Annotated in this window: 15 protein-coding genes; 7 read left to right on the plus strand and 8 right to left on the minus strand. The window is 40.1% G+C overall.

What is annotated here, in order from left to right:
- The first annotated feature begins 60 nt into the window (after positions 1-60).
- The 3 genes from ispE (at position 61) to B9A18_RS02540 (ending at position 2,520) form a co-directional block, all read left to right on the plus strand.
- The gene (gene ispE / locus B9A18_RS02530) at positions 61-864 is read left to right on the plus strand and encodes a 4-(cytidine 5'-diphospho)-2-C-methyl-D-erythritol kinase (protein WP_084287087.1); all 804 of its coding nucleotides are present in this window, start codon (positions 61-63) and stop codon (positions 862-864) included.
- A 67-nt stretch (positions 865-931) separates the two neighbouring features.
- Positions 932-1,348 carry an OsmC family protein gene (locus B9A18_RS02535; RefSeq protein WP_084287088.1) on the plus strand — a complete coding sequence of 139 codons (417 nt, stop codon included), beginning with the start codon at positions 932-934 and terminating at the stop codon, positions 1,346-1,348.
- Between the two features lie 5 nt (positions 1,349-1,353).
- Positions 1,354-2,520, plus strand: a complete 1,167-nt coding sequence (locus B9A18_RS02540; RefSeq protein ID WP_084287089.1) for an O-succinylhomoserine sulfhydrylase — start codon at positions 1,354-1,356, stop codon at positions 2,518-2,520.
- Positions 2,521-2,609: 89 nt separating this feature from the next.
- Here the strand turns inward: B9A18_RS02540 and B9A18_RS02545 are convergent, their stop codons facing one another.
- The 5 genes from B9A18_RS02545 to tgt form a co-directional block, all read right to left on the minus strand.
- The gene (locus B9A18_RS02545) at positions 2,610-2,885 is read right to left on the minus strand and encodes a LapA family protein (RefSeq protein WP_084287090.1); all 276 of its coding nucleotides are present in this window, start codon (positions 2,883-2,885) and stop codon (positions 2,610-2,612) included.
- A gap of 3 nt (positions 2,886-2,888) precedes the next feature.
- Complete coding sequence (locus tag B9A18_RS02550; RefSeq protein WP_084287091.1) at positions 2,889-5,699, minus strand: TolB family protein; 2,811 nt, start codon at positions 5,697-5,699, stop codon at positions 2,889-2,891.
- A gap of 581 nt (positions 5,700-6,280) precedes the next feature.
- Positions 6,281-7,171 carry a DMT family transporter gene (locus tag B9A18_RS02565; RefSeq protein WP_084287094.1) on the minus strand — a complete coding sequence of 297 codons (891 nt, stop codon included), beginning with the start codon at positions 7,169-7,171 and terminating at the stop codon, positions 6,281-6,283.
- Positions 7,171-8,274 carry an LptF/LptG family permease gene (locus B9A18_RS02570; protein ID WP_084287095.1) on the minus strand — a complete coding sequence of 368 codons (1,104 nt, stop codon included), beginning with the start codon at positions 8,272-8,274 and terminating at the stop codon, positions 7,171-7,173. Before B9A18_RS02570 ends, B9A18_RS02565 begins: the two co-directional genes overlap by 1 nt.
- Positions 8,275-9,405: a tRNA guanosine(34) transglycosylase Tgt gene (gene tgt, locus B9A18_RS02575; RefSeq protein WP_084287433.1), complete on the minus strand. Its 1,131-nt coding sequence runs from the start codon at positions 9,403-9,405 to the stop codon at positions 8,275-8,277.
- Positions 9,406-9,580: 175 nt separating this feature from the next.
- Between tgt and B9A18_RS02580 the strand changes: the two genes are divergently transcribed.
- The 4 genes from B9A18_RS02580 to B9A18_RS02595 all read left to right on the plus strand — a co-directional run bounded on the left by B9A18_RS02580 (position 9,581) and on the right by B9A18_RS02595 (position 14,064).
- Positions 9,581-10,726 (plus strand): glycosyltransferase, encoded by a 1,146-nt coding sequence (locus B9A18_RS02580; protein WP_235005216.1) that lies wholly within the window; start codon positions 9,581-9,583, stop codon positions 10,724-10,726.
- Positions 10,723-11,349: a 16S rRNA (guanine(527)-N(7))-methyltransferase RsmG gene (gene rsmG / locus B9A18_RS02585; protein ID WP_084287096.1), complete on the plus strand. Its 627-nt coding sequence runs from the start codon at positions 10,723-10,725 to the stop codon at positions 11,347-11,349. The genes B9A18_RS02580 and rsmG overlap by 4 nt, the downstream gene beginning before the upstream one ends.
- A 110-nt stretch (positions 11,350-11,459) precedes the next feature.
- Positions 11,460-12,551 (plus strand): DNA-processing protein DprA, encoded by a 1,092-nt coding sequence (dprA, locus tag B9A18_RS02590; protein WP_084287097.1) that lies wholly within the window; start codon positions 11,460-11,462, stop codon positions 12,549-12,551.
- A gap of 151 nt (positions 12,552-12,702) precedes the next feature.
- Positions 12,703-14,064 (plus strand): pyridoxal-phosphate dependent enzyme, encoded by a 1,362-nt coding sequence (locus tag B9A18_RS02595; RefSeq protein WP_084287098.1) that lies wholly within the window; start codon positions 12,703-12,705, stop codon positions 14,062-14,064.
- A 120-nt stretch (positions 14,065-14,184) separates the two neighbouring features.
- Here B9A18_RS02595 and murA read toward each other — a convergent pair whose 3' ends face one another.
- From murA to B9A18_RS02610, 3 genes are all read right to left on the minus strand, one after another.
- Complete coding sequence (murA, locus tag B9A18_RS02600) at positions 14,185-15,510, minus strand: UDP-N-acetylglucosamine 1-carboxyvinyltransferase (RefSeq protein WP_084287099.1); 1,326 nt, start codon at positions 15,508-15,510, stop codon at positions 14,185-14,187.
- Between the two features lie 36 nt (positions 15,511-15,546).
- The gene (locus tag B9A18_RS02605; RefSeq protein ID WP_084287100.1) at positions 15,547-16,218 is read right to left on the minus strand and encodes a DUF4290 domain-containing protein; all 672 of its coding nucleotides are present in this window, start codon (positions 16,216-16,218) and stop codon (positions 15,547-15,549) included.
- 281 nt (positions 16,219-16,499) lie between these two features.
- On the minus strand, positions 16,500-18,812 hold the full coding sequence (locus B9A18_RS02610) for an ATP-dependent helicase (RefSeq protein WP_084287101.1): 2,313 nt from the start codon (positions 18,810-18,812) through the stop codon (positions 16,500-16,502).
- Positions 18,813-18,875 lie beyond the last annotated feature (63 nt).

Genomic DNA, 18,875 nt, shown 5'->3' on the forward strand with positions numbered 1-18,875 from the left:
CTGTTTCATTATGAAAACGTTTTTTGTAAGTTTGCCTGCCTAACATTAAACGCAACGTAAATGCTTGCTTTTGCAAATGCCAAGATTAATCTTGGTTTAAGTGTCACCGAAAAAAGAGCCGATGGCTATCACAATATTGAAACGGTTTTCTATCCTGTCAATCTGTTTGATGTAATTGAAATAACCGATGCTCCCGCGACTGTTTGTGTGATTGAGGGAATCGATATTCCTGGAGACGCCGCAGATAATCTTTGTCTGAAAGCATTTGAAGCCTTGCAAAAGGATTTCAAATTACCGGCACAACAAATTACTTTGCTTAAAAACATCCCTGTGGGGGCTGGTTTAGGTGGAGGTTCTTCTGATGCAGCTCATCTCATTAAGTTAGTGAATGATAAATTCAAGCTGGGAATATCTGTCGAAACTATGCAGAATTATGCGCGGGTTTTGGGAGCCGACTGTGCCTTTTTTATAGAAAATAAGCCGGCTTACGCTTTTGGTAAAGGTGACGAGTTCAGTTCAGTAGCAGTAGATCTGTCAAATTATCATCTCGTTTTGGTGAAGCCGGAAGTTCATGTATCTACCGCGGATGCCTATGCGGGAATAAAGCCTATAATTCCTAGTAGATCGGTAAAAGATTTAATACATTTGCCTATAGAAGAATGGAGGGCTCATCTGAAAAATGATTTTGAGTCTTCGGTTTTTTCGAAATATCCGGAAATTGAGCAGATCAAATCAAAGCTTTACCAGTCGGGCGCACTATTCTCTCTGATGAGTGGTAGTGGTTCAAGTGTTTTTGGAATCTTTGATCATCAGGTCAGCTTGCCGGAACTGGAAGAAAATAACAAGGTGTTTTACAACGTTTGATAAACAACATGAGGTTTGCGCTTAGCCAAGCCTCGTGATCAATTAAAAAGAACAATTAGATACGAATATGGAGATTAATCTGGTACGTAAAAGCGGTAAATTTAATTTTGAAGCAGAAAATACAGGTGGTTTTAAGGTTGAACTTGATGCTAAGCCTGCAATCGGAGGCGAAGGTAAGGGGTTCAGGCCAATGGAGATGCTTTTGATCGGTTTAGGTGGTTGCAGTGGGATTGATATGGTGAATGTGCTGACTAAGCAAAAGGAGCCTTTAAATGACGTTAAAATTGCCATTAAGGCCACCAGAAAGGATGAAGAAATGCCACCGATATTTGATGTGATTAATATTCATTTCGATCTTTACGGCACTTTAAATGTGCAAAAAGTAGAGCGTGCACTATCCATGACTTTCGATAAATATTGCTCGGTATCTAATATTTTAGAGCGCTCTGCGACGATTAATTTTACCTACACCATTCATCAATAAATACAATGCAAGAAGAGAATTTTGAAACCATTGCCATACGCTTACAGGCTGAAAGAACACAATATAAAGAGCACTCTGTGCCCTTGTATCTGACATCAAGTTACAAGTTTGATGATGCGGAAGATATGCGTGCGCTTTTCGCTAATGAGAAAGAAGGAAATGTTTACAGTCGTTATGCTAACCCTAATACCACAGAACTGATTGATAAAATGGTTGCGCTTGAAGGGGCAGAAGCCGGATGGGCTACAGCTTCGGGAATGGCAGCGATATTTACCACGTTTGGTTCTTTCCTGAAATCTGGCGATCATGTGTTGTCTAGCCGTTCTGTTTTTGGTTCTACACATCAGCTTCTGAATAACGTTTTCTCTAAATGGGGGATCACCTACACCTATGCTGATCTGGATAAATTGGATCAATGGGAAAATGGCATACAGCCGAATACAAAAATGATCTTTGTAGAGACGCCTTCTAATCCGGGAATTGACATCATTGATTTGGAATGGTTAGGACAGTTGGCCAAAAAACATGATATTATGCTGGTGGTTGATAATTGTTTTGCTACACCATATTTGCAGCAGCCGATAAAACTGGGTGCTGATATTTCCATTCATTCAGCTACTAAATTTATAGACGGACAAGGTCGTACTTTAGGTGGAATCATCCTGGGGTCTGATGTTCTGATTAAAGAAATTGAAGGTTTTGCCCGTCATAGCGGTCCGTCAATGTCGCCATTTAACGCCTGGATTTTATCTAAGAGTTTAGAGACACTTGCGGTGCGTATGGACAGACATTGCGAGAATGCGTTAAAAGTTGCAGAATTTTTAGAAAGTCATGCAAGCATCAACAAAGTGATGTATCCTTTTCTGCCTTCTCATCCGCAGTATGACATTGCTAAGAAGCAAATGAAGCAGGGTGGAGGTATTGTAACTTTGGTGATCAATGGTGGTGTTGAAGCAGCGAGTCGTTTTATGAACAACTTGAAAATGTTTTCTATCTCCGCTAATTTGGGTGATACAAGATCTATCGCTACGCATCCGGCAACCAGTACGCATTCGAAATTATCTGAGGAAGAGCGTTTGGAGGTAGGGATTGAGCAGGGGACTATCCGATTGTCTATCGGCTTAGAGCATATTAACGATATTATTGCTGATATCAAACAGGCATTGAGTTAAGCGTTTTCGTAAAGACGGAAAACATAAAATAAAAAAGCGCTGGATCAATCAAATGGTCCAGCGCTTTTTTTATGCAATTTAAAATCAGATTATTTGATGTACTCGCGATCCTCATCGCTAAGTGTGCTTTTGTTATTGTTATCGTGCTGGTCGATCTCTTTGTCGTACGAACTTACGGTTGTTCTGGGGCGACCTGCCCAATAGCCGAGTATAAATCCTACGAAAGTACAAACACCCACTACTACCAGTTTAGAAATATCCTTCTTCAGGAAGATGAAATTGAATTCAACTGCATCTGTATTGATCATTAAAAAAATGGTAATAAGAGCAGTGAAGATGATGATGAAAATGGTTTTTGCGCGCATGATTTAGAAACTGTAGTTTAAAATTAATTCTAATATAGGATTTTGATTGTAAATTTTGTTGACGAAGACAAATCTAGTTCCTAAATCGATAATCGGCTGGTAGCGGAGCAGGTTCATGCTGCTGCGTAATTCAAATCCGTAAGTTTTTGGTTCTCCGAGATTGGTGTCGACGCCAAGATTTTCGTAATGGCAGAATAGTCCGCCGCGAAGGTTTCTGATATAGGCTAGTGGTCCAAGTTCAGCATCAGGAAAAGCAAAAGGGAATCTGTAATTGAACAGCAATGTGTTTTTTAAGAAATTTCTGGCCATGATGTTGTTGTAACCGTATACGGTGCTGATCTCGTGGTCAAATCTTCTTACCCCTGAAGCGTTTTGGTAATTGAAGCTGGCCTGGAAGGAGTGATTTCTTAACAATCCGGGGAAATACAGTGAGGTTTCGGCGGCAAATAAATGCCCTTCCAATACCTTGTCAAATGGTTGGTGAAGGTAGGTTAGTCTGAAAACCTGCGCCCATTTCGGATAGCTATCACGTTCAGCCTGTCGTACAGAGTGGGCAAAGCTGAAGCTATACTCCATAGGAAATTTGAGGTTGGTAATGTAACCTGTCGGCATATTTTCGGGCATGTAGCGCTGGGTATAACTTGTCGCAGTTTTTACAGAAAAGCTGTAGCTGTCATTAAGCGCGTTTAAGGTGATTGGAAGTAATGCCTGGACTTGGATATTGTTTTCTCTCCAATCGCCCTGTACAACGCCTCTATTGCTGTTGTAGAATGTTCTTCTGGGTCTGTTCCTGTAGGTAGTGCTGATGATAGGGTAAAAACTTTTGAGTACAAAGCCGGCATTGTATTCGAATCGGTTCAGGTCTCTGTAGTACTCGACTCCAGCAAATGCATTGAAGGTGTTGAGTAGATTGTCGGAATTGATTTGTAGTCCGCCCTGATATTCATCTTCGATCACCGGGGTGATGCTGTGTATGTTGATCAGGTTGCCGAATGCGCGGTATGGTTTGGAGCTGTAGGTGCTGTCAGGGATTTTTGCAAATACGTTTCCTGTGTGTTCCTGTTTTTCGGCAGCGGCGCCAAAGTAGACAAAATTATTTTTTCCTGGCTCCTCAGGATTTATTGGGGTTTCGGCAATGTCGTATCCGGTTTGCTTGAAATTGTTGAAGAGAACCGACGAAGCTCCTTTTGGAAAAGATGGATTAAAAGCGCCGTATTTTGCGTCGCTCAGAGCGCTTATCTTTTTTGATTTGATATCTATGCTGTAAATGTTATCAACTCCGCTGTAATGCGCGTTAAATGCGATTTGCTGATTATTGAAGATTGGTCTTGATATCTGCTGTTGTGATGAAGCGATGAGTTGTTCGGTTTGGCCGGATCCGTTGGTGGTGTAAAGTGCTTTGCCTTTTTCGCTGAGTCCGATGTAAGTGATGGCGTTCCCGCTCTCGTCGAAGGATGGAGTTTGAAGGATCAGATTTTCCGGGTTAGGGTAGGTGCGCAGCATTTTTCCGGTTTGGGCGTCGAGTTCCACGATGTTGCATTGGTTACTCAGGTCAAACCTCACTGCGATTATTTTTTTTCCGTCGGCCGAAAGCGAAGGAGCGAAGAGCCTGCTTTTGGAGCTGAGCTTTTTTACTTTTTTTGTTTTGAGGTTGTAGCTGCAGATTACGCTGTAGCTGCGCTGCCGGTAACGAGGGTCGTAGCGGACCTCATCCCATACCACCAATCCGTTGGCGTAACTGTACCAGGGTTGTTCCTGGTAGCCGATGCTGAGCAGGTGACTTTCCTTGCGGTTGCTGTCGACCAGGGTAAGCTGCGAAGTTTCGGCTTTGCTTTGCTTTAAAGTTAATATGCTGTTGTTGCTTAATCTTACCGGTAAAAAGTAGTTGGTTGCATAGCTGGCTGGTTTGGTCAGACTGCTGTAGTTTTTGCCGGGTTCCGCATTTGCCTGAGCTGTCCATTTTTTTTGCAGCGTGTCGACGGTTTGCCTGAACCATTGGTAACTTCCTTTTCCGGTAAGTTTTTTCAGCGTGTTGGAAAAAGGGTAGAGTCGCAGCGGACGTTTGCGGATGTCGGTTAGTACCTCATCGAAGATATTTTTTCCATGAGAAGTTCTGATGTTTGATGACATCAGGTAGCCCAGCTGATAGTAGCCGGGAGTGATGTCTTTTTCTGACCCGAAGTTTGCTTTGCTGTATGAGATTTTTTTCCCTTCGAGGAGGCTTGCACGGTAGGGCATAATCCATGAAGGTTGTCTTCCGCGACCGGCATTCGTCAGTGCGGTTTCGGTACTCACGGCGTCGCCCTCAAAAAACCAAATGGGCAGGCTCGCGCCGAACCAGGCGAAGTAAACTAATTCCGGAAATGGGTGTGTCTTTCCACCCGTCAGTTTGTCGAATTGTGCGACGTGTCTGAGCTCGTGAACGGCGAGGTTATTCAGCCAGTCCTGACTGTCGAATTGTTGGGGTGGAGTGGTGTAGAATTCCGACTTCCTCGGGCCGAGTTGAACGAAGCCGTTTGCGATCACTCCCTGGTTTTGCAGGAGTAGGGGGATGGTTGTTTTTTTGATGCCGAGACCACTGCCAACATAAGGGTAAATGTGGGGTAGGGTATTGGCCATTCTTTGCGCTTCTTTTTCAAACTCGGTCGGATAGATAACTTTAAAACCGGAAGCGTTTATTTGCCTCCATTTTACACTAAGTGGGTTTTGTTCTTCATTGAAAATCTGTGAAAAAACTGAATGTGAAATTAAACTTAATATTAAAGTTGTTTTAATTTTGATTTTCAGTGTTTTATATGTGTTATTTTGCTTCATTTATTGTAATTGCTAAAATAATTAGTATTTTAAAATTTTTAAGCTTGATTTTATATTATGTTTTATTTTAACTGATTTAATTTTATTGTTTGATATTCAGTTAGTTGAGTTTGTTTGTGTTTTTGCAATGTTGAATTGTTTTTGTGGTTTAATTGTTGGTTTTTTATGCTTTTTTTGGATTTGTGGTGTTGTGTTTAATCGATGTTTAAATACGATGTTAAGGTACACTATTTGACCGATAAATAAAATTAAATTTCTGCTGTGTATTTTGATTATGTATACAGGATGGATGTTTTTGCTGCTCATTTTTTGTGTTAAAATGAGACAGTTTTTAGCGTCTGAAACTCGAGGTTTCCTGAAGAGGATTGAGTGGTTTTTGAAGGCTTTGTGTTGGGGTGGGTACGACCTTTTGTGTTGGATAATGAGTTGGAAGACGCATCGGAAAAGATCGGGAAAGAGCCAGGAAAGAGGTGGTCGGTGGGTAGGGGGAAGACCAGGAAAAGGTTATGCATAGGTGATGCATAACTATGCTTTTGCGGGAAGCTTTTTTACTCCCCTACGCTGTGGGTGGGAGTAGAAATCTAGTTAAGGTTTTTGTGTTTTTTGTAGATCGGGTACAGGAATACGGAGCCTAAAATAATGATGGCTCCGAGGTAAAATCCTACAGACATAGCCTCCTTTGTTCCGAAGAACAGGAAGGCTAAAATGATGCCGTATACGGGCTCAAGATTGGTGACGAGTGCTACGCGGAATGCGGTTATAGTTCGCATCACTGAGACGCCTGCAACGTAGGCTAAAGCGGTGCAGATCGTACCTAATATGATCAGGTAAATCCAGTCGTTAGGGCTTAGGTTGAATCGCTCAGTTAATAAGGTTTGATCGAACAAACGGTATACGCTGATCCAGAAAAATGCACCTGCAATCTCGTAAAAACTGATCACTAAAGGATCGCTTTTTTGTACAAATGTAGAGTTTATGGTACCGAAAAGACTTGAGCCAAGGGCTGCTGAAAGGCCGAAAATGATGCCTAAAGTGTACTGTGACTCGAACTTAAAGATGAGGTAAATACCCAGGATAATGATTAAACCGATGATGATATCGGCAATCTGGATCTTTTGTTTCTTGATTATTGGCTCTAGAATAGCTGTAAAGAGCGTAAATGAGGATAGGCAGACCAGTGTAACGGAAACAGTGGAGACTTTAATCGAATAAAAGAAGAATATCCAGTGTATGGCAACGATGCTTCCAGTGAAAAAGAACTGTAAGAATTGCTTTTTCGTCACCTTAAGGCTGGTTTTACTCAGTTTAAAGTAAATGAAAAGTGTTATGGTGGCGATTAAAACCCGGTACCATACCATTTGTACGGCATCAACAGAGATTAATGCGCCAAGGATGCCTGTAAAGCCCCATATGAATACTGTGAAGTGTAAAATCAGCAGATTTTTGTTAGGGGTTGCGGCTTGTTTTGTCATTATTTTGGTGCTTTTCGAAGCAGGTAGTATCCTAGTAAACCGAAGAATATTGTAGGAGCCATTACTGCAAATAGTGGCGGCATGCTGCCTTTGATAGAAAACATTTTTGCGAATTGGTTAAATACAATATACGCAAAACTTAGTATAATTCCGATACCCAGAGGAAGTCCAACGCCTCCACGCACCTTTCTGGAGGACAATGCAACGCCTATTAACGTTAAAACAAATGCCGAAAGTGGATGTAAATAGCGTTTGTATTGCTCAAATAAGAGGTCGTTCAGTACGCCTGAACCCCTTATCTTTTCCTTTTTGATCTTCTCTGAAAGCTCTTTTCCTGTAAGGTTTTCATAGATGTTATCATAGGGAGAGAAGTCATCCGGACGCATGTCCAGTATGGTGTCTTTGGTTTGGCCAGAACCGCTGGTTAAGGTCTCTTTTAAGCCTTGAATGTCCCTAACTGAATAGTTTACGAGCTTCCAGGAACGCTTTAAAGAATCCCATCTGATTTCATCTGCAACCAGCTTTTTAGTTAATACATCACCTTTAAAGTTGTCCAGGGAGAAGCGAGTACCTATATTGCTCTTATTGTCAAAGTTATCTATGAAAATGTAAGTATTGTTGTCCAGTTTCATGTGAATATTATTCTTACTGGATGGAGCACCTGTCTTTACATAAGTATTCTCAAAGCTGTTTTTAAGCTGATTGGTATAAGGAAGGATATATAAATTAGAGGCCAGATTAATGGCAAATATGATCGACGCAGAAACGAAATAAGGCATTAAGAAGCGATTAAAGCTCACTCCTCCACTCAAAATCGGTACAATCTCTGTCTGATCTGCCATCTTTGCTGTAAAAAATATAACGGCAATGAAATTGATCAACGGCGAGAGCATATTTACATAATAGGGCACTGAACCGGCATAATAGAGCGTCATAATCTGCCAAAGGCTAAGATTAGACTTTAAAAAATCATCCAGTTTCTCAGATAAATCAAAGATAATGATGATGACAATGAACAGCGTTAAGGTGTATAGGAATGTACCCAGATACTTGCTGATAATGTACCAATCGATAATTTTGATCCGGTCTTTGATGATGTCCATTTATAATTTATTACCTAAGATAGTAACCATTTTGTTTTTCCAGGCGTAAAACTCACCACTAATAATTTTCTCACGCGCTGTGTTGACAAGCCATAAGTAAAAATGCAGGTTGTGTAGGGTAGCAATTTGCGCACCCAGCATCTCTTTAGAGTGCATTAGGTGTCTTAAATAAGCTTTTGAATATACCTGATCAGCAAGCAGATCGCTATCGGCCTCAATTGGAGAGAAGTCATCAGCCCATTTCTTGTTGCCAATATTTATGATCCCATTTTTGGTAAATAACATTCCGTTTCTGGCATTTCTGGTCGGCATTACACAGTCAAACATATCTATACCCAGCGCAATATTCTCTAAAATGTTGATTGGAGTACCAACGCCCATTAAATAACGGGGTTTTTCTTCAGGAAGTATGTCGCAAACCACCTCTGTCATTCCGTACATTTCTTCTGCCGGTTCACCTACTGAAAGTCCGCCTATCGCATTTCCCTCACGATCCATAGCAGCAATAAATTCTGCAGATTTCTTTCTCAGGTCTTTATATACAGATCCTTGAACGATAGGGAATAAGGTTTGATTGAAACCATATTTCGGTTCAGTCGTGTCAAAACGTGTACAGCAACGTTTTAACCAGCGGTGCGTCATGTTGATCGAGTTCGCCGCGTATTTATAATCACAAGGATAAGGCGTGCATTCATCAAAAGCCATAATGATGTCGGCGCCAATGGTCCGTTGAATATCCATTGCATATTCCGGTGTGAAAAGGTGTTTCGAGCCATCTATATGAGAATGAAAAGTTACCCCTTCCTCTTTAATTTTTCTTACTTTACTTAAAGAATAGACCTGAAAACCACCGCTGTCGGTAAGAATCGGTCTGTCCCAGCCAATAAATTTATGCAGACCACCGCCACCCTCAATGATGTCAAGTCCCGGTCTTAAATATAAATGGTAGGTATTCCCTAAGATGATTTTAGCGTCGATATCATTTTTTAATTGCTGCTGGTTAATCGATTTAACTGTTCCTGCAGTGCCTACAGGCATGAAAATAGGCGTTTGTATGTCGCCATGGTCTGTTGTAATCGTTCCCGCTCTCGCCTTCGAATGAATATCTTTCGCTTGTAAATTAAATTTCATCTTTATGTGTTTATTGCTTTTTTGAGCCTCATCATTAATAAATGATGATTTTTTGCGTTCAAAAAATCTGCGCAAAAATAGGAAAAATCAAGCTATAAAATGGTTAAATTTTTTATCAACATAAAGGAACATTACAGATTAAAAATCAGAAATTTGGCTGCATCAAAATTACGTCGTGGAATTAACCTTTATTGATGGTGCTTTAGCAGAGCGCTTAGCGTATTGCCTGTTCGGCATCTTAATCTTTTGTTTTCTGATACAGCTATATTTTAGCTTATTTGTACACCTTAAATTGGCGTGTGTAAAAGTTGCACCCATACCTGAAACGGGTAAAAGACCATTAAGTGTAGTGATCTGTGCCCGTAATGAGGCCAAGAACCTGACAAAGTATTTACCCATAGTGCTTGAGCAGGATTATCCTGATTTCGAGGTTGTTGTGGTGAATGATAGATCCTGGGATGGTACAAAAGGTGTGCTGGAAGCATTTGCAAAGCAATACAAGCACCTCAAAATTGTAACCGTTAATGATGGTAGTAAATTTATTGCAGGTAAGAAGTTTGCAGTAACAATGGGTATAAAAGCTGCGGCTCATGAGTGGCTTGTTTTTACCGATGCCGACTGTATGCCGGCCTCGTCGAAATGGTTGCTTGGTATGCAGCAACCGGATCAGGACGACATTGAAATTGTTTTAGGGTATTCACCATATATAAAGAAAAGAGGGATTTTAAATGCGTTGATTCGTTTTGAAACTTTTTTTACAGCGCTAAATTACCTTTCGTTTGCTATAAAAGGTATGCCTTATATGGGGGTTGGCCGGAATATGGCTTATAAGAAATCACTATTTTTTAGCAATAAAGGTTTTGCGGCACACATGCATATCCCTTCAGGTGATGATGATCTTTTTGTGAATGCGCATGCGCATAATGGCAATACTGCAATATGTATTCAAAAGGAAGCTCATGTATGGAGCGAGCCGAATACAAGTTTTAGTGCGTATTTAAGACAAAAGAAGCGCCATTTTGGGGCGGGTAAATTGTATAAGCCACAGCATAAGTTCATTTTGTCGGCGCAGATCATTATACAGTTCCTCTTTTATGTTATCTTAGTGGCACTGATGTGTTTCAAAGCAACACTTTACCCGGCCTTAGGGGTGCTGGGTTTAAGTATTATCATCAGATGTTTTGTTTACCCGCGCATTTTAAAGCGACTAAATTATGGCGATTTGAGGTGGTGGTTCCCTATTTTAGATATGCTTTTATTCATTTTTCTAGTGTTTAATGGCATTGTGTCTATATTTGTTAAAAAAGTACAGTGGAAATGAAGTCGACCCTAATACAGGAATATTTTAAAGACCTTACTGAGCAGCAGATTGCGCAGTTTGATCAGTTATACGATTTATACAGCTTTTGGAATGCACAGATCAATGTGATCTCGAGAAAGGATATTGATGAGCTTTATGAACGTCATATCCTGCATTCGCTGGGGATCGCTAAGTTTTGTACTTTTAAACCTGGAGAAAAGGTGCTTGATGTAGGTACAGGAGGTGGTTTTCCTGGAATTCCATTGGCCATTATGTTCCCGGAAACTGAGTTTCACCTGGTGGATTCTATAGGTAAGAAGATTAAAGTAGTTACTGAAGTTGCTCAGGCGCTGGGCTTAAAGAACGTTACAGCGAGTCATTTAAGAGCAGAACAGATTACGGATAAGTTTGATTTTGTGGTTTCCAGAGCAGTAACGCGACTGATAGATTTTTATCCATGGATAAAAGGTAAGTTTAATAAGGAATCAAAAAATGCCATTCCTAATGGGATTTTGTATTTAAAAGGTGGCGATTTGGCTGAAGAAATTGCTGAATCACGCTTAAAAGCGGAGTTGTACCCACTTTCTGCTTACTTTAAAGAAGAATTTTTCGAAACCAAATACGTGGTTTATATTCCCCAATAATTTTTTTATTTATTGAGTTCGTCTTTATCCCGGTGAATGCCGGGACCTTGTTTGTGAAAAAAGCTGCTGTGAACTGTGGATGATTTATAATTATATGTATAAGTTAGCCCATGAGTTTAATCCATAAAATTGCGCTAACGTTGATCAAAAATGTGGGGCATGTTACTGCTAAGCAATTATTGCTGCATTTTGGTAGTGCTGAAGCTGTTTTTAAGGCCAAAAAGAAACAGTTGTTGCAAATTCCGGGTATTGGCGAACTTACAGCTAACCTGATCTTAAAAAATAATGCGCTCACAGAGGCTGAAAAGCAAATCCCTTTTATTGAGAAACACCAGATACAGGTGCTTTTTTATACGGACGACAATTATCCTCAACGATTAAAAAGCTGCTATGACGCCCCGATTTTGCTGTATTTCAAGGGGAATGTAGATTTGAATCAGTCGAGAATCATAAGTGTTGTGGGCACCAGAAGGGCCACTGCTTATGGCCGGCACCTATGTAAACAGCTTGCAGCCCAGCTTTCCCCATATCATGTAATCATTGTAAGTGGTCTGGCTTATGGAATAGATGTGGCTTCGCATAAGGAAAGTTTATCGTATAACATTCCTACTATAGGGGTTATGGCACACGGCTTAGATCGTATTTATCCAGCTTTACACAAATCTGTAGCTCAGAAAATGGTTTTAAACGGTGGTTTATTAACAGAGTTCCTGCCTGGTACAAATCCTGATAAAGAGAATTTTCCTAAAAGAAACCGCATTATTGCCGGCATTTCTGATGCTACGATAGTTGTTGAGGCTACCGCTAAGGGTGGGGCATTGATTACCGCTGATATTGCAAGTTCTTATAACAGAGATGTATATGCATTTCCAGGTCGTACTGATGACCAGTACTCTGAAGGTTGTAATTTTCTGATTAAAACGAATAGGGCAGCATTGATAAACCATGCAAGGGATCTGATTTATTACCTTGGATGGGAGGAAGTTATACTTGAAAAGGAAAGGGTGCAAGTTCAATTGCCCGTAAATCTTTCCAAAGAGGAACAAAAGATTGTGTCTCTTTTACAGGATGCTTCAATGGGAATAGATGAACTGGCTACTCGTTTAAATGTTGGTCTGAGTAAGCTGGCTATGCGCTTATTGAACCTCGAAATGCAAGGAATTTTGATTTCTTTGCCAGGTAAAGTATACAAGCTGAATTAGGATGTTTTAAGTTCACATAATTTTCATTGGTTATTAAGTCTATTGGAGTAATAGATTAAAATGTTATTTCGTTTGTTTTATTACTTCCATATTATATTTTGATTGTCCGTTTGTTTGTAGAATTTCAATCTTCTATTCGTATTTTTGCATCATGTGGTATAATAATATTTTGGAAACCATTGGCAATACGCCATTGGTAAAATTGAATAGCATTACTAAAGACATTTCTGCTACAGTGCTGGCTAAAATCGAAACAACCAATCCTGGGAATTCTATTAAAGACCGTATGGCTGTAAAGATGATAGAGGATGCTGAAAAAAGTGGAAAGCTTAAACCTGGAGGTACAATTATAGAAGGAACATCCGGTAATACGGGGATGGGACTTGCTATGGTGGCGATTATCAAGGGCTACAAGTGTATTTTTACGACTACAGATAAGCAATCTAAGGAGAAGGTAGATGCTTTACGTGCTTTTGGGGCGGAGGTAATTGTATGTCCGACCAACGTAGAGCCTGAAGATCCACGTTCTTATTACTCGGTTTCTTCTCGTTTAGAGCGTGAAGTTCCCAATTCATGGAAGCCTAATCAATATGATAATCTATCCAATTCGCAAGCGCATTACGAGCAGACGGGACCTGAAATCTGGGCACAAACAGAAGGAAAAATCACGCACCTTGTAGTGGGGGTGGGTACTGGAGGAACAATTTCCGGTGCCGGAAAATATCTGAAAGAGAAGAATCCTAACATTAAGGTTTGGGGTATAGATACCTATGGTTCGGTGTTTAAGAAGTATAAGGAAACGGGTATTTTAGATAAAAACGAGATTTATCCATACATCACTGAGGGGATTGGTGAGGATTTTCTTCCTAAAAATGTTGATTTCGACGTAATTGACCTGTTTGAAAAGGTAACAGATAAGGATGCTGCATTGATGACACGTGAGATTGCTCGTAAAGAGGGAATTTTTGTAGGTAATTCGGCGGGTTCGGCTATTGCGGGACTATTACAGCTAAAGGATAAGTTAAAGCCCGAAGATGTAGTGGTTGTGATTTTTCATGACCATGGTAGTCGTTATATGGGTAAAATGTATAACGAAGACTGGTTAAGGGAACGTGGTTTTCTTAAGGATGAGAAGCTTACAGCCCGTTCTATCATTGCGAAGAAAGAAAATACCGAGATCATCACTATTGATTGTGAGAAAACGATTCATGAGGCATTTAACAGCATGAGTACACTTAATATCTCCCAAATACCTGTTACACAGCAAGGAATGGTGATCGGTAAGCTTGCTGAAAGTGATATTTTAAAGGCTTTATTGGAAAATCCTTCACTCAAATCTGCTCCTGTACAGCAGATCATGTCGGCAGGATTCCCTTTTGTAGATTTAAACACTTCAATAGACAGGATTTCTGCTTTAATTAACAAGGAGAATAGTGCTGTTTTGGTTGAAGATGAAGAAGGTAAGATTGAAATTATTACGCAGTATGATATTATTAACGCGATTTCAAGTTAATTGATATTTAATAAGCCGTCGTATTTTATAACGAAATGCGAAGTGTATAAAACGACAAAAGCCCCATTTGGGGCTTTTGTCGTTTTATAATACAGTTGTTCACAACTGTAGCGTAATTGATTAATGAGTTGGAGCTGAGGCTTCAACACGTTTAATATCTGCACCCAGGGCGCGTAAACGTGTATCAATATCCTGGTAACCACGCTCAATCTGCTCAATATTGAAGATTGTTGATTTTCCTTCAGCAGATAAGGCTGCGATTAGCAGAGAAACACCTGCACGGATATCAGGAGAAGTCATGCTGATACCTCTTAATTTGTATTTTTTATCGATACCATTTACAGAGGCACGATGTGGATCACAAAGGATGATCTGAGCGCCCATATCTATCAGTTTATCCACAAAGAATAACCTGCTTTCGAACATTTTCTGATGAATCAACACGTTACCTCTGGCTTGCGTAGCTACTACGAGCACGATACTTAACAGATCGGGAGTAAAGCCCGGCCATGGAGAATCTGCAATGGTTAGCATCGAACCGTCAATAAATGACTCGATTACATAGTGTTTTTGAGAAGGAATGAAGATGTCATCACCGATTAATTCAAACTTGATACCTAGTTTTTTAAATACATCAGGTATTACACCAAGCTCCGAATAGCAAACATTTTTGATGGTGATTTCTGACTCAGTCATGGCTGCTAAGCCGATAAAAGAGCCGATTTCTATCATATCAGGCAACATTCTATGTTCTGTTCCGCCTAGCTTTTTAACACCTTCAATGGTTAATAGGTTAGAGCCTACACCAGAGATTTTAGCACCCATGCGGTTCAACATCTTACACAATTGTTGTAAGTAAGGTTCGCATGCCGCGTTATAAATAGTGGTTGTTCCTTTTGCCAATACAGCAGCCATTACGATGTTCGCTGTACCTGTTACTGAGGCTTCATCAAGTAGTATATATGCACCCTTTAAGTCCGTTGCATCAACGTTAAAGAATTCTTTTTTGTTGTCGTATACGAATTTCGCACCTAGTTTTTCAAAGCCGATAAAGTGTGTATCTAGTCTTCTGCGGCCGATTTTATCACCTCCCGGTTTAGGAATAGCAGCCTTTCCGAAGCGTCCTAAAAGTGGACCAACGATCATGATTGAGCCTCTTAAGCCTCCGCCTTTAGCTTTAAAAATATCAGACTGGAAAAATTCCTGATTGATATTTTTGGCTTCAAAGGTATAAGTGTCTTTGTTTAAGCGTTCGATAGTAACGCCCATATCTCCCAGCAGTTCAATTAGTTTATTAACATCCTTAATGTCTGGGATGTTGCTAATGGTAACTTTTTGATCAGTTAACAGAACGGCAGAAATGATTTGAAGTGCTTCATTCTTCGCTCCCTGAGGTTGAATTTCGCCTTTTAATTTCTTACCGCCAATTATTTCAAATGCGTTCATGTGATTTGTAAGATGTATAAATAAAAATGGGTAAGATTAATGCCTTTGTTTAGCATTATTGTTGCGGGCAGGACGGTTGTTGTTATTGTTGTTTTGTCTGCCTTTACCGCTGTTGTTTCTTCCACGGTTGTTGTTTGATGGTCTCACTACCGGTGGTTTAAACTCAACTTTATTTAAGTTAACGTTCTCATCCAGTTGTAATTGACCGCCTGATAACTCGCGAAGATTTTTTAAAATGGTCTCATCAGCTACGCTGTCTTTGTTCCAGGTAACGTAAGCCATTTTCATGAAATTGGCAATTCCTTGCACCATTGCTGCCCTGCGTTCAGGTTCATCCACCGCTTTTGCTCTTTCGATCATCATTTCAACTGTTTTACCATAGTGTTTATAGGTAATTCTTTGTTGAGGATAACCGATGTGCTGTGGTTTTACCAATGCATCTTCAGGTGTAGGCTTTGGATAGGGACTGTCTACATCAATTTTATAGCCCGAAATGATGTGCAAATGATCCCAAAGTTTGTGCTTGAAATCGGCAACATCACGTAAATGCGGGTTTAAAAAGCCCATCAGGTCGATAACTGCCTGGGCATATTTATTACGTTCTTCAAGATCGGGAAGTTCGATAATGTACTTCACCATGTTTTGTACATTACGGCCATATTCGGCTAAAATCAGCTCGTTTCTTGTGGTGTTATATTCGAAATTCATTTATATGTTTTCGTTAATATTTTAAATTCTCTAATAGTTCTGATTTCCCTGAGTCTTTTTCATCAGTACCTAATTTGCTTTTTAAAGGTTATGAAGCTTGCAAAGCTTATTCATTGTGTTTGTAAGCGGTAAGCTTATGCAGGTTTCATTTACTTTTCTAGTAAAACTCAATGGGCTATAATCGGCTCAGTTATTAAAGGAATAACGACAAAAGGCCGATTTTTATATGTTACAATCAGTTTTATTTAATTCAGTGCTTGTAAGTCCTGTAAATATAAGGGTTATTTAACAATTCGCAACTTTGCAAATTTTAATAACAATTGCTTGTTACCCAGGCCTTGAAAAAATACAGTAGCTTTTACATCGGGTAGGGTACCTTCCAGACTGATAATTTTTCCGAAACCAAACTTTTCATGTTCTACATCCATACCATTTTGGAAAGCATTGGCTGGATCAGGTGCAAAACCTGGTGTAGGTACGTGTGCTTTAGGCAACATTGACGTTGTTTTGGGCCTTTGTGGAGGTGCGCCAACTGTTCCTGAGCCCGATGACATGGAAGGCTTTGGTTTGCTAAAGGTATCACGTTGCTGTGTCCAGCTGCGTTTTTCGTCGCTAAAACTGGCTTCGCCTAAGCTGCTTTTTGCTGGTTTAACTACTTCAATTTCAAGGTAACGTGCATTAATCTCGTCGATAAAACGGCTAGGCTCGCAATTGGTTAAGCTTCCCCATCTGTAGCGTGATGTTGCGTAGGTTAGGGTCAGTTTCTTTTCTGCACGCGTTACGGCAACATAAAATAACCTGCGTTCTTCTTCCAGATCGGTTCTTGAATTGAGCGACATTTGTGATGGGAACAGGTTTTCTTCCAGTCCCACCACGAAAACGTTCTTGAATTCCAGACCTTTAGAAGAGTGGATGGTCATTAATGAAACGGTATCCTTCTCCTTGTCGTCTTTTTTATCGTCATTGGTTAATAAGGCAATGTCTTGCATAAAGACAGCAAGACTACGGTCTTCAATGTCTTCACGCTCGCCAAATTCCTTAATACCATTTAACAATTCCTGTATATTTTCATGTCTGCCACGACCTTCTTCAGATTGATCGGCATGAAGTTCTTTTAAAATTCCAGAGTGTTGTGCTATATATAAGGCAGTCTCATAAGCATCCAGTTTCTTTGCTTCTGCGCTGAAACTCTGGATCATTACGGCAAAATCATTCAATTGATTGGCAATTCTTCCTGGTATATATTGCTGAGGGTTACAGATTACCTGCCACATCGTGATGTTATGCTGGTCGGCCGCCACACTGATCTTTTCAACAGTAGTGTCTCCAAGCCCTCTTTTTGGATAATTGATTACCCTTTTGATGGCTTCTTCATCCGCAGGATTAAAGGTTAATCTGAAGTAAGCGATTAAATCTTTAATCTCTTTACGCTGATAGAAGGATAGTCCACCATATATCTTATAAGGTACGTTAAGTTTCCTTAAGGCCTCCTCCATTGCCCTTGACTGGGCATTTGTTCTGTAAAGAATGGCGAAATCATTGTAGTTATAGCCTTTAGTGCTGCGTTCCTGTACAATAGCATCCGCAACGATTTTACCTTCTTCGTTGTCGGTAAATGCGCGTTGTACCTTGATCCTGTCGCCAGATTCGTTGTCAGAGAATACGTTCTTCTCTAATTGATTTTTATTGTTGGCGATGATACTATTTGCCACTTCAACAATATTTTGCGTTGAACGGTAGTTTTGCTCCAGTTTGTATACTTTCAACTCCGGATAATCGCGTTCAAAGTTTAATATATTCTGGATATTTGCACCCCTGAAAGCATAAATACTCTGTGCATCATCACCTACTACGCAGATGTTTTGATAAGCAGCAGCCAATTTTTTAACAATAGTATACTGTGAAAAGTTGGTATCCTGGTACTCATCTACCATCAGGTATTTGAATTTCTGCTGGTATTTGTTCAGTACGTCAGGGTGTGTTTTTAACAATACATTGGTTTTGAACAACAAATCGTCAAAGTCCATAGCGCCAGCTTTAAAGCAGCGTTTGGTGTATGTCTCATAAATTACCCCTATTAAAGGTCTTTTATTGCTTACATCCTCTGCCTGAATTTCAGAATTTTCCATGTATTCTGTATGGGAAACAAGGTTGTTTTTTGCTGAGGAAATGCGGTTGTATACAAAGTTTGCATTATATAGTTTATCATCCAGCTGCATTTCGCGCAGGATGGTACGGATCAGACTTTTACTATCGTCTGTATCGTAAATAGTAAAGTTAGAAGGATAGCCAATCTTTTCAGCCTCAACCCTTAATATTTTAGAGAATACAGAGTGAAATGTACCCATCCAGATGTTCTTTGCCTCGGCACCAATTACTTTCATGATACGCTCACGCATATCTTTGGAAGCCTTGTTGGTAAAGGTAAGTACAAGGATATTAAAGGGATCGACTCCTTTTTCAATCAAATGTGCCACTCTGTAAGTGATTACTCTTGTTTTTCCGGAGCCTGCACCTGCAACGATCATTGCCGGGCCTTGTGTGTTCTCTACTGCTGCGCGTTGTTGGGGGTTTAAACCTGCTAAATAATCCAAAATCCGTTCCTGATATTTAAAGTATGCTGTTTATAGATACATTCTTAATACAACTGCAAATTT

Origin of the sequence: Pedobacter nyackensis, assembly GCF_900176505.1 — a bacterium.
GTDB lineage: Bacteria > Bacteroidota > Bacteroidia > Sphingobacteriales > Sphingobacteriaceae > Pedobacter > Pedobacter nyackensis.